This window comes from Mycobacterium sp. OAE908 (assembly GCF_017872775.1).
Taxonomy (GTDB): Bacteria; Actinomycetota; Actinomycetes; order Mycobacteriales; family Mycobacteriaceae; genus Mycobacterium.
In genome coordinates, this window is record NZ_JAGGJL010000002.1 from 858,318 (window position 1) to 883,102 (window position 24,785).

At 65.6% G+C, this 24,785-nt stretch carries 22 protein-coding genes; 17 read left to right on the forward strand and 5 right to left on the reverse strand.

What is annotated here, in order from left to right; genetic code table 11:
- The first annotated feature begins 19 nt into the window (after nucleotides 1-19).
- The 6 genes from pgeF to J3E61_RS29315 all read left to right on the forward strand — a co-directional run bounded on the left by pgeF (nucleotide 20) and on the right by J3E61_RS29315 (nucleotide 4,012).
- Nucleotides 20-727 (forward strand): peptidoglycan editing factor PgeF, encoded by a 708-nt coding sequence (pgeF, locus tag J3E61_RS29290; RefSeq protein WP_192723075.1) that lies wholly within the window; start codon nucleotides 20-22, stop codon nucleotides 725-727.
- A gap of 5 nt (nucleotides 728-732) precedes the next feature.
- Nucleotides 733-1,473 (forward strand): YggS family pyridoxal phosphate-dependent enzyme, encoded by a 741-nt coding sequence (locus J3E61_RS29295; protein ID WP_210086742.1) that lies wholly within the window; start codon nucleotides 733-735, stop codon nucleotides 1,471-1,473.
- A 65-nt stretch (nucleotides 1,474-1,538) separates the two neighbouring features.
- A complete protein-coding gene (locus J3E61_RS29300; protein WP_192723074.1) occupies nucleotides 1,539-2,183 on the forward strand; it encodes a cell division protein SepF in 645 nt (214 codons plus the stop codon).
- Nucleotides 2,184-2,285: 102 nt separating this feature from the next.
- A complete protein-coding gene (locus tag J3E61_RS29305) occupies nucleotides 2,286-2,576 on the forward strand; it encodes a YggT family protein (RefSeq protein WP_192723073.1) in 291 nt (96 codons plus the stop codon).
- A gap of 240 nt (nucleotides 2,577-2,816) precedes the next feature.
- The gene (locus tag J3E61_RS29310; RefSeq protein ID WP_192723072.1) at nucleotides 2,817-3,635 is read left to right on the forward strand and encodes a DivIVA domain-containing protein; all 819 of its coding nucleotides are present in this window, start codon (nucleotides 2,817-2,819) and stop codon (nucleotides 3,633-3,635) included.
- Nucleotides 3,636-3,682: 47 nt separating this feature from the next.
- Nucleotides 3,683-4,012 (forward strand): DUF308 domain-containing protein, encoded by a 330-nt coding sequence (locus J3E61_RS29315; RefSeq protein WP_210086248.1) that lies wholly within the window; start codon nucleotides 3,683-3,685, stop codon nucleotides 4,010-4,012.
- A 29-nt stretch (nucleotides 4,013-4,041) separates the two neighbouring features.
- On the opposite strand, the gene J3E61_RS29320 is transcribed toward J3E61_RS29315, so the two are convergent.
- On the reverse strand, nucleotides 4,042-4,713 hold the full coding sequence (locus J3E61_RS29320) for a phosphoribosyltransferase (protein ID WP_192723070.1): 672 nt from the start codon (nucleotides 4,711-4,713) through the stop codon (nucleotides 4,042-4,044).
- Between the two features lie 44 nt (nucleotides 4,714-4,757).
- On the opposite strand from J3E61_RS29320, the gene J3E61_RS29325 reads away from it, so the two are divergent.
- A complete protein-coding gene (locus J3E61_RS29325; RefSeq protein WP_210086249.1) occupies nucleotides 4,758-6,098 on the forward strand; it encodes a TIGR01777 family oxidoreductase in 1,341 nt (446 codons plus the stop codon).
- Here the strand turns inward: J3E61_RS29325 and J3E61_RS29330 are convergent.
- On the reverse strand, nucleotides 6,077-6,811 hold the full coding sequence (locus J3E61_RS29330) for a type 1 glutamine amidotransferase (RefSeq protein ID WP_210086250.1): 735 nt from the start codon (nucleotides 6,809-6,811) through the stop codon (nucleotides 6,077-6,079). The two genes, J3E61_RS29325 and J3E61_RS29330, sit on opposite strands and share 22 nt — an antisense overlap.
- Entirely contained in the window at nucleotides 6,811-8,043 is a 1,233-nt protein-coding gene (locus tag J3E61_RS29335; protein ID WP_210086251.1) for a beta-lactamase family protein, read from the reverse strand. Before J3E61_RS29335 ends, J3E61_RS29330 begins: the two co-directional genes overlap by 1 nt.
- Before the next feature lie 56 nt (nucleotides 8,044-8,099).
- On the opposite strand from J3E61_RS29335, the gene J3E61_RS29340 reads away from it, so the two are divergent.
- The 3 genes from J3E61_RS29340 to J3E61_RS29350 all read left to right on the forward strand — a co-directional run bounded on the left by J3E61_RS29340 (nucleotide 8,100) and on the right by J3E61_RS29350 (nucleotide 12,896).
- Nucleotides 8,100-9,644 (forward strand): phospholipase, encoded by a 1,545-nt coding sequence (locus J3E61_RS29340; RefSeq protein WP_210086252.1) that lies wholly within the window; start codon nucleotides 8,100-8,102, stop codon nucleotides 9,642-9,644.
- A 43-nt stretch (nucleotides 9,645-9,687) separates the two neighbouring features.
- On the forward strand, nucleotides 9,688-11,220 hold the full coding sequence (locus J3E61_RS29345; RefSeq protein ID WP_210086253.1) for a phospholipase: 1,533 nt from the start codon (nucleotides 9,688-9,690) through the stop codon (nucleotides 11,218-11,220).
- Nucleotides 11,221-11,303: 83 nt separating this feature from the next.
- Nucleotides 11,304-12,896: an HNH endonuclease gene (locus J3E61_RS29350; protein ID WP_210086254.1), complete on the forward strand. Its 1,593-nt coding sequence runs from the start codon at nucleotides 11,304-11,306 to the stop codon at nucleotides 12,894-12,896.
- On the opposite strand, the gene J3E61_RS29355 is transcribed toward J3E61_RS29350, so the two are convergent.
- Both J3E61_RS29355 and J3E61_RS29360 read right to left on the reverse strand, forming a co-directional pair.
- The gene (locus tag J3E61_RS29355; RefSeq protein ID WP_192723063.1) at nucleotides 12,893-13,561 is read right to left on the reverse strand and encodes a response regulator; all 669 of its coding nucleotides are present in this window, start codon (nucleotides 13,559-13,561) and stop codon (nucleotides 12,893-12,895) included. The two genes, J3E61_RS29350 and J3E61_RS29355, sit on opposite strands and share 4 nt — an antisense overlap.
- The gene (locus J3E61_RS29360; RefSeq protein WP_210086743.1) at nucleotides 13,554-15,185 is read right to left on the reverse strand and encodes a Spo0B domain-containing protein; all 1,632 of its coding nucleotides are present in this window, start codon (nucleotides 15,183-15,185) and stop codon (nucleotides 13,554-13,556) included. The genes J3E61_RS29355 and J3E61_RS29360 overlap by 8 nt, the downstream gene beginning before the upstream one ends.
- Before the next feature lie 122 nt (nucleotides 15,186-15,307).
- Between J3E61_RS29360 and J3E61_RS29365 the strand changes: the two genes are divergently transcribed.
- From J3E61_RS29365 to J3E61_RS29395, 7 genes are all read left to right on the forward strand, one after another.
- On the forward strand, nucleotides 15,308-16,264 hold the full coding sequence (locus J3E61_RS29365) for a tripartite tricarboxylate transporter substrate binding protein (protein WP_210086744.1): 957 nt from the start codon (nucleotides 15,308-15,310) through the stop codon (nucleotides 16,262-16,264).
- Nucleotides 16,261-16,764, forward strand: a complete 504-nt coding sequence (locus tag J3E61_RS29370; RefSeq protein ID WP_210086255.1) for a tripartite tricarboxylate transporter TctB family protein — start codon at nucleotides 16,261-16,263, stop codon at nucleotides 16,762-16,764. Before J3E61_RS29365 ends, J3E61_RS29370 begins: the two co-directional genes overlap by 4 nt.
- Nucleotides 16,765-18,306 carry a tripartite tricarboxylate transporter permease gene (locus J3E61_RS29375; protein ID WP_192723061.1) on the forward strand — a complete coding sequence of 514 codons (1,542 nt, stop codon included), beginning with the start codon at nucleotides 16,765-16,767 and terminating at the stop codon, nucleotides 18,304-18,306.
- Nucleotides 18,303-18,695 (forward strand): universal stress protein, encoded by a 393-nt coding sequence (locus J3E61_RS29380; RefSeq protein WP_210086256.1) that lies wholly within the window; start codon nucleotides 18,303-18,305, stop codon nucleotides 18,693-18,695. The genes J3E61_RS29375 and J3E61_RS29380 overlap by 4 nt, the downstream gene beginning before the upstream one ends.
- 9 nt (nucleotides 18,696-18,704) lie before the next feature.
- Nucleotides 18,705-19,841, forward strand: a complete 1,137-nt coding sequence (cax, locus tag J3E61_RS29385; protein ID WP_210086257.1) for a calcium/proton exchanger — start codon at nucleotides 18,705-18,707, stop codon at nucleotides 19,839-19,841.
- A gap of 114 nt (nucleotides 19,842-19,955) precedes the next feature.
- Nucleotides 19,956-23,945 (forward strand): bifunctional nitrate reductase/sulfite reductase flavoprotein subunit alpha, encoded by a 3,990-nt coding sequence (locus J3E61_RS29390; protein ID WP_210086745.1) that lies wholly within the window; start codon nucleotides 19,956-19,958, stop codon nucleotides 23,943-23,945.
- A 16-nt stretch (nucleotides 23,946-23,961) separates the two neighbouring features.
- The gene (locus J3E61_RS29395) at nucleotides 23,962-24,780 is read left to right on the forward strand and encodes an SDR family oxidoreductase (protein WP_210086258.1); all 819 of its coding nucleotides are present in this window, start codon (nucleotides 23,962-23,964) and stop codon (nucleotides 24,778-24,780) included.
- The last annotated feature ends 5 nt before the right edge of the window (nucleotides 24,781-24,785 follow it).

The following is a 24,785-nucleotide window of genomic DNA, read 5'->3' on the forward strand; positions in this document are numbered from 1 at the left end:
GCACTCGGATACTGGGCGAGTGAGCGTTCGTATCCGTCGCGTGACCACGACCCGCGCCGGCGGCGTCTCGGCGCCGCCGTTCGACACCTTCAACCTCGGCGACCATGTCGGTGACGATCCGGCCGCAGTGGCCGCCAACCGAAAGCGGCTCGCCGCCGCGCTCGAGCTCGGCGACGACCGCGTGGTGTGGATGAACCAAGTGCACGGCGATCACGTGGTAGTGGTGGACGGCCCGCTGGAGGCGGCCGTCGACAATACCGATGCATTGGTCACTACCACGCCACGATTGGCTTTGGCGGTGGTTACCGCAGATTGTGTTCCAGTTTTAATGAGTGACGCGCACGCTGGCGTGGTCGCGGCCGTTCACGCGGGCCGCGTCGGCGCGCAAAACGGAGTCGTCGCCAGGACGGTCGAGGCCATGCTGAAAGCCGGTGCGCGCGCCGGCGACATCTCCGCGTTGTTGGGCCCGGCGGTCAGCGGCGCCAACTACGAAGTGCCTGAGGCGATGGCCGCCGAGGTCGAGGCGGCACTGCCCGGCAGTCGCACGACGACGTCGCGCGGCACCCCCGGGCTCGACCTGCGCGCCGGAATAGCCAGGCAGCTAACGGCTTTGGGCATCACGGCCATCGACGTCGACCCCCGCTGCACGGTGGCCGACCACAACCTGTTCAGTCATCGTCGCGATGCCCCGACCGGACGGCTGGCGTCGTTGGTGTGGATGGAATGACCGCGATGGCTAGCGTGCGTGAACGCGAACTGGCTGACGCGCTTGCGGCGCTGCGGACCCGCCTCGCGCGCGCCGCAGAGGCCGCCGATCGCAATCCAAATGAAATTGAATTACTGCCTATTACGAAATTCTTTCCGGCTAGCGATGTCCTTATATTGCGCCGTCTGGGATGTCGTGAATTCGGTGAATCGCGCGAACAGGAAGCATCGAATAAATGCGCGGAAGTCGGTGCAGTGTCGGGCGCGGAGCCCATTCGCTGGCACATGGTCGGGCGGATTCAGCGCAACAAGGCGCGCTCGATCGCCAACTGGGCCTACGCGGCGCACTCGGTCGACAGCGCCAAGCTGATCGCCGCTCTGGATCGGGCCGCCCGCGAGGCGCTGGAGCAGGGCCGCCGGCCTGCGCCGCTACGGGTTTATCTCCAGCTGAGCCTCGACGGCGATGAAGCGAGGGGAGGCGTCGACATCGGCCGCGCGGATTCAGTGGATGAACTGTGCGCGGCCATCGCGGCCGCGGACGGGCTGGAGTTCGTCGGGCTGATGGGGATCCCGCCGCTCAACGCCGACCCCGACGAAGCGTTCTTGCGCCTGCAAGAAGAAAAGGAACGGGTGCAGAAGTCCTATGACCAGCCGCTCGGGCTGTCGGCGGGCATGTCCAGCGACCTCGAGAGCGCGGTCAAACACGGTTCGACGTGTGTGCGTGTCGGTACCGCGCTAATGGGGCAACGGCCGCTAACGTCACCCTGAGTAGTCACTCTAGTCACATCTTCATCACAGACACCAAGACTTCGCGAAGCAGAAGGGTCCCACCGATGAGCACACTGCACAAGGTCAAGGCCTACTTCGGTATGGCGCCGATGGATGATTACGACGACGAGTACTACGAAGACGACGACCGCGGCCCAGCGCGCGGCTACTCCCGCCGTCCGCGTGAGGAGCGGTTTGACGACGAGGGTTACGGCCGCGGCTACGACGACCGGCTTGCCGCCCGCGATTACGACGAACCGGCAGGCTACCGCGGCGGATACCGCGACGAGGATCGTTTCGAGGCCAGGCTGCGCGCCCCCAGAGAGTTCGAGCGCCCGGCACCACGGTTCAGCGCCCTGCGCGGCTCGACCCGCGGCGCGCTCGCGATGGACCCGCGACGGATGGCCGAGCTGTTCGAGGCGGGCAGCCCGCTGTCGAAGATCACCACGCTGCGCCCGAAGGACTACAGCGAGGCCCGGACCATCGGCGAGAAGTTCCGCGACGGCACCCCGGTGATCATGGACCTGGTCTCGATGGACAACGCCGACGCGAAGCGACTGGTCGACTTCGCCGCCGGGTTGGCGTTCGCGCTGCGCGGCTCTTTCGACAAGGTCGCTACCAAGGTGTTCCTGCTGTCTCCCGCCGATGTCGACGTCAGCGCCGATGAGCGGCGCCGGATCGCGGAGGCCGGCTTCTACGCCTATCAGTAGGGTGACGATCGACAGGTAGGCTGGCGTCGCGCTTCGCGATTTGACCAGCTGCGAGCGCTGTATCGAATGTCACACATCTGCCCGTAGTGAGGTCGGCTTCAGTTGGCGCTCTTCTTCGAGATCCTTGGCTTCGCGCTGTTCGTGTTCTGGCTGCTGCTGATCGCGCGGGTCGTCGTCGAGTTCATCCGGTCGTTCTCCAGAGACTGGCAGCCCAAGGGACTGACGGTCGTCGTCCTCGAACTGATCATGACCGTGACCGATCCACCCGTGAAATTGCTTCGACGGCTCATCCCGCAGCTCACGATAGGCGCAGTCCGGTTCGACCTCTCGATCATGGTGCTGCTGTTGGTGGCGTTCATCGGCATGCAATTGGCGTTCGGCGCCGCCACCTGAGAACTGGCCTGCCGTCGGGTCTTTGGCGATCGCGGCGCCAGGTTCCGCGCGTTTGCCGGGGCTCATTTCGTCGGCGCAGCCGGCTGTGTAACTCTGTCCCATGATTGAAATTCGCTCTTAAAATTCATCCTCTCCTGCAACCGCAGGGTCGCGTGTGACAGGATGGACGCCAGTTACGTTCCAGTAAGGCTCTACACTTTGAGATCGGTTGACGGTCCAGAAACTTCAAGGGGGCAGACAATGCCGCTCACACCAGCCGACGTCCACAACGTCGCGTTCAGCAAGCCACCGATCGGCAAGCGCGGCTACAACGAGGACGAGGTCGACGCCTTCCTCGATCTGGTAGAGAACGAGCTGACCCGCCTCATCGAGGAGAACGCCGACCTTCGTCAGCGCGTTTCGGAGCTGGACCAGGAGCTGGCCAGCGCCCGTGCGGGCGGCGGCGCGCAGCCCACGACGGCCATCCCGCTTTACGAGCCCGAGCCGGAACCGGCGCCAACGCCTGCGCCGCAGCCCGTCTATGACGCACCGCCGCCGCAGCCCGCCGCTCCGGTCAGCGAGGAAAGCCACATCAAGGCCGCCAAGGTGCTCAGCCTGGCCCAAGACACCGCAGACCGGCTGACCGGAACCGCCAAGGCCGAGTCGGAGAAGATGCTGGCCGACGCCCGCGCCCAGGCCGACGCGATGGTCAGCGAGGCCAGGCAGACCGCCGAGACCACGGTTGCCGAGGCCCGTCAGCGCGCCGACGCCATGCTGGCCGACGCCCAGACCCGGTCCGAGGCGCAGCTGCGCCAGGCCCAGGAGAAGGCCGACGCCCTGCAGGCCGACGCCGAGCGCAAGCATTCCGAGATCATGGGCACCATCAACCAGCAGCGCACGGTGCTGGAAGGCCGGCTGGAGCAGCTGCGCACCTTCGAGCGCGAATACCGCACCCGGCTCAAGACCTATCTGGAATCGCAGCTCGAAGAGCTGGGCCAGCGCGGTTCGGCCGCGCCGGTCGATTCCAGCGCCAACAACGACGGCGGCGGCTTCAACCAATTCAACCGGGGCAACAACTAGTACTCCGGTTCCCCGAAAACGTCGCGACTACCACCTAGGGTTGGTCAATGCTGATCGTTGCTCTTGTGCTCGCCGTTATCGGCCTCGCGGCCTTGGTCACCGCCGTGGTCACCAGCAATGAGCTGATCGCCTGGGTCTGCATCGCGGCCAGCGTGGTCGGGGTGGTGTTGCTGATTATCGACGCCTTGCGGGAACGGTCCAAGGGCGAGGTATCAGAGCAGGCCGCCGATGACAACGACGCCGAGGACGCCGAAGAACCCGAATACGGCGAGGACTACCCCGAAGAGGCGCCCGTCGCCGAGGACGACGAGTCCGACAACGGCGACACAGCGACGACCGCCGTCGAACAGCACGACGAGGGCAGCAACAGCCGTTAAACCGTTGGGGCAGTGTTGAATTGCGCGGCTCAGCCGCGCGAAAGCAATTCGCGCACTTCGTCGTCGGTGACCTGATGGAAGTCCTCGAACACCTGGCCGACGGCTTCAAATCCGGGTGGCATCGTCGCACACACTACGTCGTCGGCTTCTTCGGCGAGCTGCTGGCAGGCTGACGCCGGGCCCACCGGAACTGCGACCACCACTTGCGCTGGATCGGCTGCCCGCACGGCGCGCACGGCGGCAAGCATGCTGGCACCCGTGGCGATGCCGTCGTCGACGAGGATCACTGTGTTGCCCGCGATGTCGACCGGTCCACGCCCACCGCGGTAGGCGCTCTCGCGCCGATGAAGCTCCTCGGTCTCGCGGTCGATCGCGGCCTGCAGTTGCTCATCGCTGATGCCGAGACTGCGCACCAGGTTGTCGTTGACCACCACGCCGCCACCCGTCGCGATGGCGCCCATCGCGAGTTCCTCCCATTGCGGCACACCGAGCTTGCGCACCAGGAAAACGTCCAGCGGCGCGTGCAAGAAGGATGCGACCTCCCACCCGACCGGCACACCTCCGCGGGCCAGACCCAGCACGACGAGGTTGTCCGTGCCCCGATAGGACGCCAACTCTTCAGCCAGGACGTGGCCGGCATCTCGGCGGTCCCGGAAGGTTCGCCGCGCATTTCGTCGGGCGAGCCCGCTCCATCCGCTCATCGCGATCTTTCGACATCGGGGGTTTTTTCAGGGTACCCAGTTATATGGGCATCGAATACGAAAGCGTCGTCGACCATCCGCTCGCAGAGGTATTCGCCTGGCATAGCCGCCCAGGTGCGATGCCCCGGCTGGTGCCGCCGTGGCAGCCGATGACCGTCGTGGCGGAGACGTCATCGCTGGCCGACGGGCGCGCGGTGCTCGGCCTACCCGGTGGGTTGCGATGGGTGGCGCAGCACGATCCGTCGGCTTTCGATCCGCCGCACCGGTTCGTCGACGAATTGTCTTCGCAGGGTTTGTCGTCTTGGCCGGCGCGAGTGATCGGCTGGTGGCGGCACACCCATGACTTCAGTGAGGCGGCCGGTGGCACGCGGGTTCGCGACCGCGTCGACACCTCGGTGCCTGCGGCGGCGCTGCGCTCGACGTTCGTCTATCGGCACCGGCAACTGGCGCAGGATCTGGCCGCGCATCGCGATGCGGGACTGTCGCCGATGGTGGTGGCGATCACCGGTGCATCCGGTCTTGTCGGCTCGGCGTTGTCGGCGTTTCTCAGCACGGGCGGCCATCGCGTCATTCGCCTCGTGCGCCATCCGGCCCGCAATGAGCTTGAGCGACAATGGAATCCGGAAAAGCCCGCGCCTGATCTGCTCTCAGGTGTCGATGCGGTGGTGCACCTGGCCGGCGAGTCGATCACCGGGCGATTCACCGATCGTCACAAGGCTGCGATCCGCGACAGTCGCATCGAGCCGACGCGCAGGCTCGCCGACGCCGCGGGTTCGGCCGACGGCGGCCCCGCCACGTTCGTCAGCGCATCGGCGATCGGCTACTACGGGTTCGATCGCGGCGACGCGCTGTTGAGCGAGGAAAGCGTGCGCAGCGACGGCTTTCTGGCCGACGTGGTGTCCGACTGGGAAGCGGCGACGACGCCCGCGGCACAGGCGGGATTGCGGGTGGTCACTGTGCGAACCGGGATCGTGCAGTCGGCGCGCGGTGGCACGTTGAAGCTGATGCGACCGCTGTTCGCGGCGGGGTTGGGCGGCCGGCTCGGCAGCGGGCAGCAGTGGCTGTCGTGGATCGGGCTGGACGACCTGCTCGATGTGTACCACCGGGCGCTGTACGACACTCGGTTGAGCGGACCCGTCAACGCCGTCGCACCCGAACCGGTGCGCAACGCCGACTACACCAGGGTGCTCGCAGGCGTGCTGCACCGCCCGGCGAGGGTGCCGGTGCCGTCGCTGGGACCGCGACTGTTGTTGGGGGAGCAGGGCGCTCGCGAGTTGGCCGAGGCCAGTCAGCGGGTGGTCCCGACGAAGCTGACGACGCTGGGCCACCGCTTCCGGAGATCAAAGCTCAGCGATGCGCTGGCTCACGAACTCGGGCAGGGTTGACGCGCCACGTGTGTCAGGAAACCGCGTACCAGGCCGCGGATTCTGTTGCCGACGTCGTCGGCGAGTTCGGTTGTGCGCTTACGTAATTCGTCGTGGCTGAGGCCGGCTTGAACCACGTCGCCGTCGCGGTCGTCGGCCAGCCACACGTCGAGCAGCTTCCTGTCGATCTCCGGGTGAAACTGCAGCGCGAGCGCACGACCGAGGACGAACGCCTGCGACGAGTTCGCCGTCCTTGCGATCTCGGTGGCACCCGGCGGCAATGTCCACCGGTCGAAATGCCATTGAAACCAGGGCCCACCCGGCACCAGACCCGGGTCGTCGGTTTCGACGTCGTACCAACCGATTTCCGGCACGGTCGACCGCGCCACCGAGCCGCCGAAGGCCTGGGCGAGCAGCTGACCGCCGAAGCACACGCCAAGTAACGCGACCCCGGCATCGGCGGCGTCGCGCACGAGTTGGGTTTCGGCGCCCACCCACGTGCGTTGCAACGCCTCGTCGTACACGGGCCAGCGCGCGCCGAGCGGAACGATCACGTCGTAACCGGCCGGGTCGGGGAACGTCACGTCGCCTGCGGGGCTGTCGATGCGTTCGGCAGGCACCACTTCGAAGGTGTCGACGTCGAAACCGGATTCCGTGAACGCGTCGCCGAGTAGAGCCTCGGTCGCGAGGTGTTCGTTGACCAGAAACAGGACCTTGGGTGCCACGGTGGACATTATTTCTTTGGCGGCAGGGGTGGCGCATCCTCGGGGGCAAGCTCGGCGGCGATCTTGCGGAACAGTGGGTCAGCGGCGTTGTCGTAGTCGCCCTGGTCGTCGAACGCTTCGGGGTTGAACGTGACCGCGGCGGCAATTGCGATCTTCTGAGAAGGTAAGTACGCCTCGATCGCGCCGTAGCCGCCGAACATCGGGTTCTGCATCAGCCAGTTGCCGGTGATGACGATGCCGAGGCCGTAGGTGTAGGCATCGGTCATCTCGTCGCAGGTGGTGCAGCCGGCCTGTTTATGGGTCTTGCCGCGCAGGGCGGTCGACACCATCTTCTTGTAGGAGTCGGCGTTGAGTAGCCGGCCGGAGCCGATGCCCACCGCCGTCGCTTCCATGTCGTAGATGTTGGTGGTCTGGATGGCGCCGTGGGTGATGGTCCATGACGGGTCCCAGAACGTCGACTCCTCGTAAAACGGTGTGCCCGCTGGGATCTTGAGGAAGGCGCGGCGCTCGGAGCTGAACGCGTGCAGCACGGGCGACGGAATCTCGGGGGTGAGGTTGTTGTCCGTGTTCGTCAAGCCGAGCGGACGAAGCACCTTGTCCGACAACAGTTTCGACATCTCTTGGCCCGTGGCCTTCTCGAGTGCCATGCCGAGCAGCACGTAGTTGGTGTGCGCGTAGTTCCAGTTGGTGCCTGGCGCGTACAGCAGCGGTTGGTTGACGGCATAACCGAGGAGGTCGTTGACGGTCCAGTGTCGGAACGGGTTTGCGTACAGGGCGTTGTTCATCGCGGTGTTGCCGATGACGTAGTCGACGTAGCCCGACGTCATTTGGGCGAGCTGGCCGAGCGTGACCTTGTCGGCATTGGGTATCTCCGGCAGCCACTTCGATAGCTTGTCGTCAAGGCTGACCTTCTTCTCGTCGACGAGCTTGAGCAGCAACGTGGAGACGTACGAGATGGCGACGGCGCCGTTGCGGAAATGCATCGCTGTCGTCGCTGGCACACCGGTCATCGATTCGCCGACGGCTTGGGTGACGACTTCCTTGCCGTCGATGGTCACGCGGACGATGACGGCCTTGAGATGTTTTTCGGCCATGGTGTCGCGCACGATCCGCATCACCGCGTCGGCCTTGCCGGTGTCGGTGGTCGAGGTCGGAGTCGTGGTCGGTAGTGCGCCTGGCACGCAGCCGGTCAGTGTGACGAGGACGCCGGTGATCGCGAGAAAACGCCGTACGGCGGTCATGTCCGGAGTTTTGCAGAGCCGCGCGCGGGATTACTCGTTTCTGGGTATCCAACAGCGTGTCCAAGCTGACCGACTGGCTCCTCACGCAATCGCAGCGCGGTAATCCCGACTCGGACCTGCCTGCATGGTCGGAGGGCAGCCGGGCAGAGGCGTTGATCGACGGGGCGGCCTACTTCGACCGTCTCGTCACCGAAGTCGAGGCGCTTGGGCCCGGCGATCATCTGTTTTTCGCCGACTGGCGTGGGGACGCCGACCAGAAGCTGCGCGAGCACGGCCCTACGGTCGGAGAACTCTTCCGTGCGGCGGCGGAGCGGGGAGTGATCGTCAAGGGGCTGATGTGGCGGTCACATCCCAACAGATTCCAGTTCAACGAAGAGCAGAACCGCCATCTGGGCGAGGCGATCGAGCGGGCAGGCGGCGAGGTGCTGCTCGATCAGCGCGTCCGCATCGGCGGGTCGCACCATCAGCGACTGGTCGTCATCAGGCACCCCGACGACCCGACGCTCGATGTCGCGTTCACCGGTGGCATCGATTTGTGCCACTCGCGCCGCGACGACGCATCGCACCTCGGCGATCCGCAAGCGGTGCGGATGTCGAGTCGCTATGGGGACACGCCGCCCTGGCACGACGTGCAACTGGAGCTCCGTGGTCCGGTTGTCGGCGCGTTGGACACGTCGTTTCGCGAACGGTGGACGTCGAAGGCGCCGTTGAATCTGCTGGACCCGATCGGATGGATACGCGACAAGGCGCAGGGCGCGGACGTGACGCCGGGCCCGTTGCCGGAGCAGCCGCCGGATCCGCCGCCATGCGGACCGCACACGGTGCAGGTGTTGCGTACGTACGGCGACGCGCTGTTCCATTACGAGTTCGCCAAGAGCGGGGAGCGCAGCATCGCACGCGGGTACACCAAGGCGGTTCAGCGCGCGAAACGGTTGATTTACCTTGAGGATCAATATCTTTGGTCAGAAGAGGTCGCGCAGCTGTTCGTCGACGCGCTGACCGCCAACCCGGAGTTGCATCTGGTTGCGGTGGTACCGCGCTTCTTCGACCTGGAGGGCGGACTGGGCGGGCCGCCGACGTTGGTTGGCAGGCATCTGGCGATCGATGAGTGCCGCCGCGCAGGGCCTGGACGTGTGCATGTATTCGACGTCGAAAACCGCGAGGGCACACCGGTATACGTGCATTCCAAGGTCTGTGTTCTCGACGATGAGTGGGCCTGTATCGGTAGCGACAACTTCAACAGACGGTCGTGGACACATGACAGCGAACTGTCGTGTGCGGTGGTGGATGAAAGCGGTGCGTTCGCGCGCGACCTTCGATTGCGATTGCTGCGTGAGCATTTGGATCGGGCGGCCGACGGCAGCGAGGACGGCGGCTTGGTCGATCCGGCCAGCGCGGTTGGCGAGATCGTCGCGTCTGCGCAGGAGTTGGACAGGTGGTATGAGTCAGGCGGCTTGGGGCCGCGTCCGCCGGGGCGGTTGCGGGTGCACAAGGCTGAACGGCTTCATCCGATCAACCGGATGTGGGCCGAACCGGTCTATCGGTTGCTCTACGACCCGGATGGCCGGTCGTATCTCGACCGCGTGAGGCGCCGGTTGTGAATTCGGCCGGTTAACTTCGGCGTCAATTGGGCAATCCTTCGAAATGTCGGATCGGACCGATTGGTTTCTCACGGAAGCAGAACGCGGCAATCCCGCGTCGAAGCTTCCGGCGTGGTGTGAAGGCAATCGGGTTGAGCCGTTGATTCACGGCGCGACCTACTTTGACCGCCTGGCCACCGAGGTGGAGGCGCTGGGAGCGGGGGACCACCTGTTCTTCACCGACTGGCGTGGCGATCCGGACCAGAAGATGCGCGACGACGGGCCGACTATCCGCGAACTGTTCACCGCGGCGGCCAAGCGCGGCGTCGTGGTGAAGGGCTTGGTGTGGCGCTCACACCTGGACAAGTTCGCCTACAGCGAGGAAGAGAACCAGCACCTCGGCGAGGCGATCGAAGAGGCGGGTGGCGAGGTGCTGCTCGATCAGCGGGTCCGGTTCGGTGGCTCGCACCATCAGAAGCTGGTGGTGCTGCGGCATCCGGAAGACCCGTCGCGGGACGTGGCGTTCGCGGGCGGGATCGACCTGTGCCACTCGCGCCGCGACGACGCGGAGCATCGCGGTGACCGGCAGGCGGTGCAGATGTCGCCGCGTTATGGCGAGCATCCACCGTGGCACGACGTGCAATTGCGGCTGCAGGGGCCGGTAGTCGGGGCGTTGGATCTGACCTTTCGAGAACGGTGGAACGATCCCGCGCCGTTGGACACGTTGTCGCCGATCGCATGGATCACAGACAAGCTGCGCGGCGCGGATCTGAAGGCAGGCAAGCTGCCAGAGCGGCCGCCGGACCCGCCGGAGTGCGGCCCGCACGCTGTGCAGGTGTTGCGCACTTATCCCGACGCGCATTTCGAATACGACTTCGCGCCACGAGGGGAGCGCAGCGTTGCGCGGGGCTACAGCAAGGCGGTGCGACGCGCGCGGCGGCTGATCTATCTGGAGGATCAGTACCTGTGGTCGAAGCGCGTCGCGCAGCTGTTCGCCCGCGCGCTGGCCGACAACCCCGAGCTGCATCTCGTTGCGGTGGTGCCGCGGTTCCCGGATGTCGATGGACGACTGTCCCTGCCGCCCAACATGATTGGCCGGCGGCAGGCGATCGATGCGTGCAAGGCGGCCAGTCCACAGCGGGTGCATGTGTTCGATGTGGAGAACCACCAGGGCACGCCGGTGTATGTGCACGCAAAGGTATGCGTAATCGATGACGTCTGGGCATGCGTCGGGAGCGACAACTTCAACCGGCGGTCGTGGACGCATGACAGCGAATTGTCTTGTGCAGTACTGGATGACACCGGCGAGTTCGCGCGTGATCTTCGGCTGCGGCTGATGCGTGAACACTTGGATCTCGACGAGGAGGATCGACTGGCCGATACGGACGCGGCGGTGGACGCGATGGTGGCTGCCGCCGAGGCCCTGGATGCGTGGTACGCCTCCGGTTGCCGTGGACCGCGGCCGCCGGGCCGGCTGCGAACGCACAACGCCGAACGGCTCGGTGTACTGACGCGACTGTGGGCCGAGCCGGCATATCGGATGATCTACGACCCCGACGGCCGGTCATATCGCGATCGGCTCACGGGAAGGTTGTGAGCCAGTTCGCGCGGTCGATGATGTTCTAGCCCAGGTTGTGGACAACTCAATTTTTGTCGGACCGCGGTGGCATAATCGAACATATGTTCGAAGATGCTGGTGCGGACGCCTTGGTCGGGGAGATCGAGGCAAGCCAGCGTGAGGAGTCGGCGCTGATGGCGCGCCGGTGCGCGGCTATCGCGGCCCTGTTGGCATCGCGCACCGCCGAGGCCGAAGACACCGATCCGGATCCGGGGTGGTCGATGATCACCGGCTTCGCCCGCACCACCGCGGAGGTGTCGGCGGCGATGAACCTCTCGGCGATGAGTGCGCAGCATCTCGTCGGCCAAGCAGAGGCACTCGATGTCCGGCTGCCCAAGATCGCTGCGCTGCTGGCCGAAGGTGCCACTGATTGGCGCACGGTAGCGCTGATCATCGCGCGCACCGACCTGGTCACTGACCCGGCCTTGGTGGCGGAGTTGGATGCCGCGCTGGCGCAGCGGATCAGCAGATGGCAGTGCTGGTCGCGGCGGCGCATCATCAACGCCGTCGATGCCGCGGTACGCGTGGTCGACCCCGCCGCGGTCAAGGAACGCCGGATACGCGCCCATGACGAACGCCACCTGACGGTTACTCCAATGCCCGACGGCACCGCCCAAGTCCGGGGCAGCCTGCCGGCCACCGCCGCCGCACTGTTCGATCGGACGCTCTCCCAGTTGGCCACAGCGGTGTGTGCCACCGATTCGCGCACCGTGACCCAGCGCCGCGCCGATGCGATCACCGCACTGTGCGAGCGCCGCAATCTGACCTGTGATTGTGGGCAGCCCGACTGCCCGTCGCGTGCCGCCGCGGCTGAGTCGGCGGTTGGCGGGGTGGCCACGGTACTGAATGTGATCGCCACCGAGGCCACCGTTGCTGGTGACAGTGAGCAGCCCGGGTATCTGGAGGGCTACGGGGTCATCGACGCCGAACAGGTCCGCGAGCTTGCCGAGACAGCATCGATCCGGCCGGTGGAATGCCCAGCACCCACCGTGGAAGAGGCGTTGCGCTATCAGCCCTCGGCAGCGTTGGAGCGGTGGATTCGGAATCGGGACTTGACGTGTCGGTTCCCCGGTTGCGACCGCAAGGCCGCGATCTGCGATCTCGACCACACGGTGCCGTTCAATCACGCCGACCCCAAAAGCGGGGGATGGACCGTGTTCTGGGATTTGGCTTGTTACTGCCGCGGCCATCACCGGCTGAAAACCTTCCATAGTGGGACCGGTGGCTGGCGTGATGAGCAGTTGGCTGACGGCAGCATCGTGTGGACCTCGCCGACCGGCCGCCGATACACCACCACCCCGGCCGGGTTCGACTTGTTCCCGCAACTGCGTCAGGCTTGTCGGGCGGCCACTCCGCGTAAACGCAACCACGCGAAGGAGAAGGCCAAGCGCATTGCGCGTGCACGGGCCAAGCTCAGCGAGCAGCGGCCAATCAACGCCGAGAATCGGCGGGTCAATTACGCCGTCAAACGCGAGATCGAACTGCGTAAGTGGCGCAACCAATCACGGCGCTGGCTGATCTTCTTCAAAGGCAGACAACACAGCACCAGCCCCTTCTCAACCTGGATCAACGACCCCTTCGAACCCGAAGAACTCCCACCGGGCTGGAAACCACCACCGGCCCCACAACCAGTCGACGACGATCCACCCTTCTAGCGCACCGAACGGTATCGCCGTTCTGGCCGCCCGACGCCGTACTGCAGTCGCAGTTCCAACGCGCCGGTGCTGAGGTAATGCTCAAGGTAGCGGCGTGCGCTGACCCGCGAAATACCCACCAGGTCAGCGCATTCCGCTGCCGATACCTCCCCGGCGTCGCGCACCGCGTCCAATACCAGCCGGCCGGTCTCGGCGCCGAGGCCCTTGGGCAACACGTCTTGCGGCGACGCGGCGGCGGGTCCGCCGAACAGTGAGTCGATCAATGACTGGTCGACACCGCCGGCCGACTCCAGCGCATCGGCCCGCGCCGCGAACGCGTCCAGCTTCGCCTTCAATTGCGGAAACTCGAACGGCTTGATCAAGTAGTCCGCCGCCCCGCCGTCCAGGGCGCCCTTGACCGTGTCGAGTTCGCGCGCCGCGGTGATCATGATGACGCCAACCCGATCGCCCTCGGATCGCAAGCGCTGCAATACTTCCAAGCCCGTCATGTCGGGAAGGTAGACGTCGAGCAATATCAACTGTGGCTGCAGTTCGCGGGCCGCCGACAGCGCCTCGGTCCCTGTGCGTGCGACGCCGACTGCGCGAAATCCGTCGACCTGCTCGACGAACCGGCGATGTATCTCGGCGACCATGAAGTCGTCGTCGACCACCAGCACGTCACGCATGCGCAGCCCTCTCGGCTACCACCGCGGCCGTCGCGACCGGCAGTCGCACCACGAACAGCGCACCGCCGGAGGGACTGTCGCTGACTTCCACCGTCCCGCCATGCTGTGCGCTGACCAGGCGTACCAACGCCAGGCCGATACCGCGACCACCCGGCACGTCGGGTTTCGAGGTGACGCCGCGGGCGAAGATGGCCTCCCGAAGATGTTCTGGCACGCCGGGTCCGGAGTCCGCCACCGCAATCGTCAGCCCATCGTGGTCCTGCAGAGTCACCGTGACGTTCGCCGGATCTGCGCCAACCGAAACGTCGACCGCATTGTCGATCAGGTTGCCCAGCAACGTGATCACATCCGTGGCGAGCGCCGGGTCCAATGTGGAGAGATGAGATTCCGGCGCGATCGCCAGCGATACTCCGCCCTCCGCGGCCAGCGTCGTCTTCGCGATCAACAGCGCCGCGACCGCCGGATCGGAAATCCGTTGCGTCACCGCGTCGCTGATCTCCGCGCGGCGCCGCGTCAGCGCTCCGACCAAATCCCGCACCGAGTCGTACTCGCCCAACTGCACCAGGCCCGAGATCGTGTGCAACTGATTGGCGAATTCGTGTGTCTGTGCGCGCAGCGTGTCCGTCACGCTCTTGTGCGACGACAGCTGACCCTGCAATGCGGCGAGTTCGGTGCTGTCGCGCATCGTCGTCACGGTTCCGATCCGCTGACCCTGACTGGTCGCTGCCCGTCGGTTGAGCGCTAAAACTCTTGTCCTGGTTGCGATTACGACATCACGGCCGTCCTCGCCGGACAGCAGGAATTCCACCACTGCCGGTTCCAGGCCGACGCTGTCGACGCTACGCCCGACCGCCGACGGCCCGACGCCCAGCAAGTCCTGCGCGCTGTCGTTGAGCAGGGTGATGTCGCCATCGTTGTTCACCGCCACCACACCTTCACGGATGCTGTGCAGCAACGCTTCTCGATGTTCGGCCAGGCTCGCGATCTCGGCGATCTCCAGCCCGCGGGTATGCCGCTTGATCCGCCGCGACAGCAGCCACGACGCCAGCAGGCCAAGCGCCGCACCAAGGCCGAGGTAGATCAGCAACCGTTCGCCGGCCCCGCTGAGCAGTTCCCACACCGACGGATACGCCTCGCTCACCGACGCCACCGCAAGCACGTCACCGTCGGTGGACAGAATCGGCACCTGGCCCACCAGGTTGTGCGCGCCATCGATGGTGTCGTCGCCGAACCATGCCCGGCCTTCATCGGCCCGGCTCACGCCGAGATCCATCCGCTGGCCGACCCGCGACGGATCCGAGGACACCCGCACGGTTCCGTCGGGGCTGAGGATCTCGGCCAAGCCCGCGCCCGACAGTGCCACGGCGCGGTCCACCTCCGGTGCAAGCACCTTGCCTGCGAACGGATCGCCGTATCGGTCGCGGACGATCGGCGTCGACGCCATGTTCTCGGCGACCGCGATCATCCGTTGCCCGCGCACCTCCCGGAACTCCCGCGTCGACTGCGCGACCGACACCGCCGCCACGGCCACCAGCACGACCGCCACCACCAGCACCTGGAACACCAGGAACTGTCCGGCAAGGCTACGAAAGCCGCGTGCCGGTGACCATCGGGGCCGCACCATGTTCACAATGACCAATACGTCCTTTGCGTACTCATCAGTGACCTGCATCACTGTCGGGGTCCAGTATTGCTGAGCATCACAAACCAGCGATTGGGGACGACGTGAAATCACGTGCGCGGAAGATCGCGCTAATACTCGCGCTGATCGCGGCGCTGGTCGCGGCGTGCGGCGTAACGCGTGGCGAACAGACGGGCTTGCACCGACTTCGGATGATGGTGCCGAACAGCCCTGGCGGCGGCTACGACCTCACCGCGCGCACCGCCGTGAAAATCATGGAAGACGACAAGATCACCGGCCGCGTCGAGGTCTTCAACGTCATCGGTGCAGGCGGAACCGTCGCGATGGCCCGTCTGATGAACGAAAAAGGCAACAACGACCTCATGATGACGATGGGTCTGGGCGTCATCGGCGCCACATACACCAACGGGTCCAAGGCACGCGCTTCGGATGCGACCGCGCTGGCGAAGTTGATCGAGGACCCCGGTGCTGTTTTCGTACCGGCCGATTCACCGTTCAAGACGATCCAGGATTTCGTCGCAGCGTGGAAGGCCGATCCGGCCAAAGTCACCATCGGCGGCGGTTCCTCACCGGGCGGCCCCGACCACCTGTTCCCGATGGAGCTGGCCAAAGCCGTTGGCGTAGAACCGAAGTCGGTCAACTACGTCACCTACGACGGCGGCGGCGACCTGCTGACCGCGCTGCTCGGCAAGAAGATCACCGTGGGCACCTCGAGCCCGGGTGAGCTCATCGATCAGATCGAGGCCGGCCAGCTTCGCGTGCTCGCCGTGTCCGGCGACAAGCGGGTCGAAGGCGTGAACGCGCCGACCCTCAAGGAGTCGGGCATCGACCTCACCTTCGCCAACTGGCGCGGAGTCCTTGCGCCACCGGGCATTTCCGACAACGCCAAGCAAGCGATGGTCAAAGCGCTCGAAGAGATGCACGGCACGCAGCAATGGAAGGAGGCGCTGGTGAAGAACGGGTGGACCGATGCATTCGTCACCGGCCCGCAGTTCGAGCAGTTCCTCACGGAACAGGACACCAGGGTCTCGTCGACCCTGACCGAACTGGGGCTGGTATGACGAACCCGCCGTCGAAAACAATTGACAAGGCGCAGTACATCGTCTGCGTGGTGCTGGTCGTCGTCGGCGCCTTCCTGATCTATGACGCGCTCAGCCTCGAAGCGGGGTTCGCCAAAGTAGATCCCGTCGGGCCCAAGATCTTCCCGATCGCGATCGGCGGCGTTCTCATCGTGCTGGCCGTCGTGCTCGCCATCGCCATTCCTCGCGGTTCCATCGGTGAAGCGGACGCGGGGGAGGACGTCGACCCCAACACCCCCGGCGACTGGCGCACTGTTGGACTGCTCGTCGGGTTGTTCGTCGCGGTGATCGTGCTCGTCAACCCGCTTGGGTGGGTCATCGCAGGCACGCTCCTGTTCGCCGGCGCGGCCACGATCCTTGGTAACCGGCACTACGTCCGCAACATCGTCATCGGGGCGGCCCTGGCCGTCGCCAGCTTCTACGCGTTCTACTCCGGGCTCGGAATCCCGCTGCCCGCAGGCATTTTGGACGGGATACTGTAGATGGACAATCTGAACTGGCTGCTCCAAGGCTTCGAGCAGGCCGCGACGCCCACCAACCTGATGTACGCCGTCATCGGCGTACTGCTCGGAACCGCCGTCGGCGTGCTTCCCGGTATCGGCCCGGCCATGACGGTCGCGCTGCTGCTGCCCGTCACCTACAACGTCAGCCCCAGCGCGGCGTTCATCATGTTCGCAGGCATTTTCTACGGCGGCATGTACGGCGGGTCTACCACCTCGATCCTGTTGAACACCCCCGGTGAATCGTCGTCGGTCATCACAGCGATCGAAGGCAACAAGATGGCCAAGGCTGGTCGGGCCGCCCAGGCCCTCGCGACGGCGGCCATCGGCTCGTTCGTCGCGGGCGCGATCGGCACCGCACTGCTGGCCGCGTTCGCGCCGGCGATCTCGAGATTCGCTGTGACGCTTGGTGCCCCGTCCTACCTTGCGATCATGTTGTTCGCGCTCGTGGCAGTCACCGCGGTGCTTGGTGCCTCGAAGATGCGCGGTGCGATCTCGTTGTTCCTCGGGTTGGCGATCGGCATCGTCGGCATCGACTTCCTCACGGGTCAGCCGCGCGCGACGTTCGGCCTGCCGCAGCTGTCCGACGGCATCGACATCGTCGTCATCGCGGTCGCGATCTTCGCTGTCGGTGAGGCGCTTTGGGTCGCAGCCCACCTGCGGCGCCGTCCCTCCGATGTCATTCCGGTCGGCAGGCCGTGGATGGGCCGCGACGATTGGCGGCGCTCGTGGAAGCCGTGGCTGCGCGGCACGGCGTTCGGTTTCCCGTTCGGGGCGCTGCCCGCCGGCGGCGCTGAGCTGCCGACGTTCCTGTCGTACATCACCGAGAAGCGGCTCTCGAAGCACAAGGATGAGTTCGGCAAGGGTGCCATCGAGGGTGTCGCGGGTCCAGAGGCTGCCAACAACGCTTCGGCCGCAGGCACTTTGGTGCCGATGCTGTCGCTCGGCCTGCCTACCAACGCCACCGCGGCGGTCATGCTCACCGCGTTCGTCTCCTATGGAATCCAGCCCGGCCCAACGCTTTTCGAGAAGGAACCGTTGCTGATCTGGACGCTGATCGCCAGCCTGTTCATCGGCAACCTGATGCTACTGGTGCTGAATCTGCCGCTGGCTCCGCTGTGGGCCAAGCTGCTTCGCACTCCGCGGCCCTACCTGTACGCAGGCATCCTGTTCTTCGCGACGCTCGGCGCGCTCGCGGTGAACGTGCAAGCGCTCGATCTCGCGCTGCTGCTGGTGTTCGGCCTGCTCGGCCTGATGATGCGCCGGTTCGGCCTACCCGTACTGCCGCTGATCATCGGCGTCATTCTCGGCCCACGCATCGAACGCCAACTGCGCCAAGCACTTCAGCTCGGCGGCGGCGAATGGGGCAGCCTGTTCACCGAACCCGTCGCGATCGTCGTGTACGTGCTGATGGCAATCCTGCTGCTGACGCCGCTGGTGCTGCGGTTGATGCATCGCAGCGAGGAAACCCTCCTCGTCGTCGAGGACGATACCGACCAGAAAGAGAAGGCGGCCCAGGCATGATCGTCGTCGGATACAGCGCGGACCCGTACGGCCGGGCGGCGCTCGAACACGGAATCGCTGAAGCCAAGCTGCGCGGGACCAACCTGCGGGTCATCAACTCGACATCGGGAGAGGCCTACGTCGATTCCCACTTCGCGCAGCGGGGCGAAGTGCACGACATCGAGGAACGGCTCGCGAACTGCGGCGTGGAGTTCGAACTGACCCAGCCCGTCGGCGTCGACACCGCCGAGGAACTGCTCAAGGCGATGGATCGCCCCGAGGCCGAACTGCTGGTGATCGGCGTCCGACACCGCAGCCCGGTGGGCAAGCTCCTGCTCGGCAGCCTCTCGCAGCAGCTTCTGCTCGAGTGCCCCAAGCCGGTGTTGGCGGTCAAACCCGACGAGCTGTAAGAACAGCGCATGGAGGTTGAGGCGCCGGCCGCCGAACGTCGTCGATCGTTCCTACTGACCGGCGAGGGCTGGCCATACCTTCTGGTGCCATTCATTCCGGTTGCGATCGTGCTCGAGTTGATGCACGCCGACGCCGTGCTGGTGTTCTTCGCCTCGGCGTTGGGTGTGATCCCCACGGCGGCGCTGATGGGGCGGGCCACCGAGGAGCTGGCGGCGCGGTCGGGACCGGGCATCGGCGGACTGCTCAACGTCACATTCGGCAACGCCCCCGAGCTGATCATCGCGTTGTTCGCCCTTGGCGCAGGGCTGCAGGAGGTGGTCAAGGCCTCCCTCGTCGGGTCGATTCTCGGCAACGTCCTGCTGGTTCTCGGGATGTCGATGCTGGCGGGCGGCCTGAAGCGGGAGCGACAACACTTCGAGTTGCGCGCTGCCACCGCCCAGTCGCTGATGCTGCTGCTCGCGACGGTCGCGTTGGTGATGCCTGCGATATTTCAGCTGGTCGCAGGCGGCGGCCTGCCCAATCCGACGGCCAAGGCCGTGGCGTTTCCCGGCGATCTGGAGGCGCTGTCGGTCGGCGTCGCGATCGTGCTGCTGTTGTCCTACGCCGCAGGGCTGCTGTTCTCACTGAAAACCCACTCTCACCTGTTCAATCCGCCGCACGAGGACGACGATCACGACGGTGAACCGTGGTCGGTGCGCAAAAGCGTGCTCATGCTCGCCATCGCCGGTGCCGCCGTCGGCTGGATGTCCGAGATCCTGGTCCACTCGATCACCGAGGCGTCCGACGCCATCGGGCTCTCGCCGTTCTTCGTCGGCGTGATCGTCGTGGCGATCGTCGGCAACGCCGCCGAGCATTGGGTCGCGGTGTATTTCGCCACCCGCGACAAGATGGACATCTCCATCAACATCGCCGTCGGTTCGGCCGCGCAGATCGCCCTGTTCGTGGCTCCGGTGTTGGTGCTGGCGTCATTCTTCATCGGTCCGTTCCCAATGGCGTTGGTGTTCAACGGGTTTGAGATCGGTGCCATTTTCCTGGCGGTCATCATCGCCAACGAAGTCACCCAACGCGGCGAGTCGACGTGGTACGAAGGCCTGCAACTGCTGGCCATCTATGCCGTCCTGGGACTCACGTTCTATTTCGTGTGATCCTCGTCACCACCTCACCGCGCCGATTGCCAGGCGGTGAGCATCAGTTTTCACTGCGATAACGTCGCGGCAAAAGAGCACGAAACATTGCTCGACCACCATTGTTTCGTGGCGGTGACAAGGACTGCGTGCTCGTACTGCGGCGTCGGCTGCGGTATCGAGGTGCAAACCGCCGAAAAGGACGGCAAGACCGTCATTGCCCGCGTCACCGGTGACAAGCTGCATCCAACCAACTTCGGCCGGCTGTGCACCAAGGGTGCCACCCACGCCGAGATGATGGCGGCCGATGACGGCCGATTGAAATCCGCGCTGTTGCGCCCCACGCGCGCCGACGAACCCGTGCCAACCCCAGTCGACGACGCCGTCGCCGAGGCAGGCCGACGGCTGCGCGCGATCATCGACGAGCACGGCCCTGATGCCGTCGCGCTCTACGTCTCCGGCCAGATGTCGATCGAGGCCCAGTACCTGGCCACCAAGCTGGCCAAGGGTTTCATCCAAACCGTACACATCGAATCCAACTCGCGGCTGTGCATGGCCAGCGCGGGCACCGGATTCAAGCAGTCGCTCGGTGCCGACGGGCCGCCAGGGGCGTACACCGACTTCGATTGCACCGACTTGTTTTTCGTCATCGGCTCCAACATGGCCGACTGCCATCCCATTTTGTACCTGCGGATGGTCGACCGGCTCAAGGCCGGCGCCAAGCTGATCGTCGTCGATCCGCGCCGCACCACGACCGCCGAACACGCCGACCTGTTCCTGCAGATCAAGCCCGGTACCGATCTGGCGCTGCTGAACGGAATCCTGCATCTGCTCGTCCAAAACGGTGATATCGATACCGAATTCATCGCCGAGCACACCGAGGGCTGGGACGCGATGCCCGCATTCCTCGCCGACTACCCGCCGGATCGGGTCGCCGAGATCACCGGTCTCGCAGAGTCCGACATCCGCACCGCCGCGCGCATGATCGCCGAGGCAGGGGAGTGGATGAGCTGCTGGACAATGGGGCTCAACCAGAGCACACACGGCACCTGGAACACGAACGCAATCTGCAACCTGCACCTGGCCACCGGCGCGATCTGCAGGCCTGGCAGCGGGCCGATGTCGCTGACCGGCCAGCCCAATGCGATGGGCGGTCGCGAAATGGGTTACATGGGGCCCGGTTTGCCAGGCCAACGCTCCGTGCTCTCCGCCGAGGACCGCACCTTCGTCGAGACACAGTGGGGCCTGGAGCCTGGCACCATCCGCAGTGACGTCGGCCCCGGCACCATCGACATGTTCGAACAGCTCGCCGACGGCACCATCAAAGCGTGCTGGATCATCTGCACCAATCCCGTTGCCACCGTTGCCAATCGGAAGACAGTGATCAACGGACTGGAGAACGCGGAACTCGTCATCACCCAGGACGCCTACACCACCACCGCGACCAACAACTACGCGGACATCGTGCTGCCTGCCACGCTGTGGGCCGAATCCGACGCGGTGATGGTCAATTCCGAGCGCAACCTGACGCTGCTGCAGCAGTCGATCCCGCCTGCCGGTCAGGCCCGCCCGGACTGGCAGCTGATCTGTCAGGTAGCCGCGCACATGGGCTTCGCCGAGCACTTCGACTACCAGTCCAGCGAGCAGATCTTCGACGAGATCCGCCGGTTCGCCAATCCGAAGACAGGCTATGACCTTCGAGGCGCCAGCTACGAGCGGCTGCGGAAGACGCCGTTGCAATGGCCGTGCCCGCCCGACGACGCCGATCGCCATCCCATCCGCTATCTCAACGACGGCATCAGCCAGGACCTCTTCGTCGACGAGAACGGAAACACCCCGCGGCTCGCATTCCCGACGCCGTCGCGGCGCGCGGTGTTCCACGCCCGGCCGCACATGGATGCGCGGGAACTGCCCGACGACGATTTCCCGTTGGTCCTCAACACCGGTCGGCTGCAACATCAATGGCACACGATGACCAAGACCGGCAAGGTCGACAAGCTCAACAAACTCGACAGCGGGCCGTTCGTCGAGCTTCACCCCGTTGACGCGGTCGCGCTCGACATCGTCGCCGGCCAGCCCGTCGAGCTGACATCGCGCCGGGGCAGGGCGGTGCTGCCGGCAGTCGTCACCGACCGGGTGCTGCCGGGCAACTGCTTTGTGCCGTTTCACTGGAACGACGAACACGGTGAGTACCTGACCATCAATGCGCTGACCAACGACGCCGTCGACCCCGACTCGCTGCAACCCGAGTTCAAGGTGTGTGCGATCAGCCTTCGGCCGGTGAAATCGATGGACCCCGTTGTCGACGAACTGGACGTCGGTGAGCGCAAGCCGACACTCACCGACAACGAAAAGATCTATCTCGCAGCCTTTTTCAGTGGGCTGGCAGAGGGTGTCAGCGGAGTGCCCGTGCTGCCGGCGTCGGCCCCCGTCGCCACCGGTGTCCGGCTGTGGGTTGACGGTCTGCTGGCTGGCCGTTACTCGCGCCTGACAACGACGGCCGAGCCGCAGCCAACCAAGGCAGGGCCGCTGGTGTTGTGGGCGTCGCAGACCGGAAACGCCGAAGACTTCGCCGCCCGGCTTGCGGAGCGGCTCGGTGACTCGCAGCTGGTCAACATGGACGACATGCAGCTAGCCGAGCTGGCCGCGGCCCGCGACGTATTGGTGATCACCAGCACGTTCGGCGACGGCGGACCGCCGGACAACGGCGCAGGCTTCTGGGATCGCCTGCATGCGGCCGACGCACCCGCGTTGGACGGAGTGCGGTATGCGGTGCTGGGCATCGGGGACCGCTCGTATGCCAACTTCTGCGGCCACGCCAAGGCGATCGACGGCAGGTTCGCCGCACTTGGTGCCACGCGCATGCTGGACCGCACCGAATGCGAGTTCTACGACGAAGAGCCGATGGACCGCTGGGCCGAGAAAGTCACCGCGCTTCTGGCCGCGACCGTCAGCGCGCCATCGAATGGTCACAGCAGCGGCGCGTCGACCGTCGCAAAGTCAAAGCGCACGGAGCCGTTCACGCGCGCCAAGCCGCTGCTTGCGCCGCTGTCACGCAACACGGTGCTGACGGGTCCGACGTCAGGAAAAGAAGTGCGCCAGTTCGGTTTTGACATCTCCGAATATGACGTGAGCTATGCGGTCGGCGACTCGCTGGGCGTCTACGCGACGAACGATCCCGCGACGGTCGATGCGTGGTTGACCGCCACCGGACTGCGCGGTGACACCTCAGTGGAAGTCGACGGTAATGAGCAGAGCCTGCGCGATGCGCTGATCGTCTCCTACGACATCTGCCGCGTGACGCCCGACCTGCTGCGCTTCGTCGCAGAATCGTGCCGGGACAAGGCGGCCACCAAGACGCTGCTGGCGCCCTCGGACAAGCTCGGCAAGTGGCTGGTGGACCGCAACGGCCTCGACATCGTGCAGGAGTTCGCCGTTCGCGCCGAGCCCGAGGAGTGGCAGGAGATCCTGGTTCGGCTGACGCCACGGAACTACTCCATCTCGTCGAGCCCGCTGATCAGCCCGAACGAGGTGCAGGTGACCGTGTCGGTGGTGCGCTACCGCGGCGCCGACGGCGGTCAACGCGGCGGGGTGTGCTCGACCTTCCTTGCCGACCGGGCAGCCGCAGCGCCGGTGTTCCTGCAACGCTCACCGTATTTCCGGCCACCCGAGGACGGCGCAACGCCGATGATCATGGTGGGTCCCGGCACCGGCGTCGCGCCGTTCCGCGGCTTCCTGCAGGAGCGGCGGGCACTCGGCCACGGCGGCCGCAACTGGCTGTTCTTCGGCGACCGCCATCGCAGCGAAAACTTCTACTACCGTGACGATTTGGAGGACATGGTCCGCGACGGTTTCCTCAACCGGCTGGACCTGGCGTTCTCGCGGGACCAGGCGAAGCGGGTCTACGTTCAGCACAAGATGCTCGACTACGGCGCCGACGTGTGGCGGTGGCTGGACGACGGCGCGCACTTCTATGTGTGCGGGGACGCCAGCAGGATGGCCAAGGACGTCGATGCGGCACTGACGTCGATCATCAAGACGCACGGCTCGATGTCTGACGAAGACGCCCACGAGTACAAGCGCGAACTCGTCGCGTCGAAACGCTACGTGCGCGACGTGTACTGACCAATACGCTGTCCCGATGCGGTTCACGGGACAGGTCGCCATCGTCACCGGTGGCGCGCAGGGCATCGGCGGCGGCATCAGCAGACGGCTGGCGGCCGCGGGTGCGCACGTGGTGCTCAACGACATCGACGCCGACGCGGCAGCGGCCACCGGTGACGAGATCGCGAGCAACGGCGGCCGATGTACGTCCGTCGTAGGTGACATCCGCGACCCCGACGTCGTCAATGACGTCACGGAAATGGCACTGGGCGTTGATGATTCGCGTGTCGACATCCTGGTGAACAACGTCGGCGACTTCCGACCCGCAGCCCGCGATTTTCTGCACAGCACCGAAGAGCAGTGGCAGACACTCTATGAGTTGAACCTGCTCCATGTGCTTCGCATGTGTCACGCCGTGTTGCCCGCGATGGTCAAGCGGGAACGCGGCGCGATCGTCAACAACGCGACCGTGGAGGCGTTTCGCGGCATTCCCTACGCCGCTCCGTATGCGGCCTTCAACGCGGGCGTGGTGGCGTTCACCCGCAGCCTGGCCGTCGACGTCGCGCAACACGGCATCCGGGTCAACGCGATCGCGCCCGACCTCGCCGACACCATGCAGACGCCGGCGGAACTCATGCTGCGCGGTCGCGACCCCGATCTGATCAGGACCTGGATCCCGGCAGGCCGATTCGGTACGCCGGACGACTATGCGGCCGTCGTGGAATTCCTGGCTTCCGACGACGCGCGGTTCGTCACCGGGCAGACGATCCCGGTTGACGGCGGCACGCTGGCGGCTTCGGGATGGTACGCCCGCGCCGACCGCAAGGGCTGGACCAATATGCCCAACGAAGTGTGAACCGC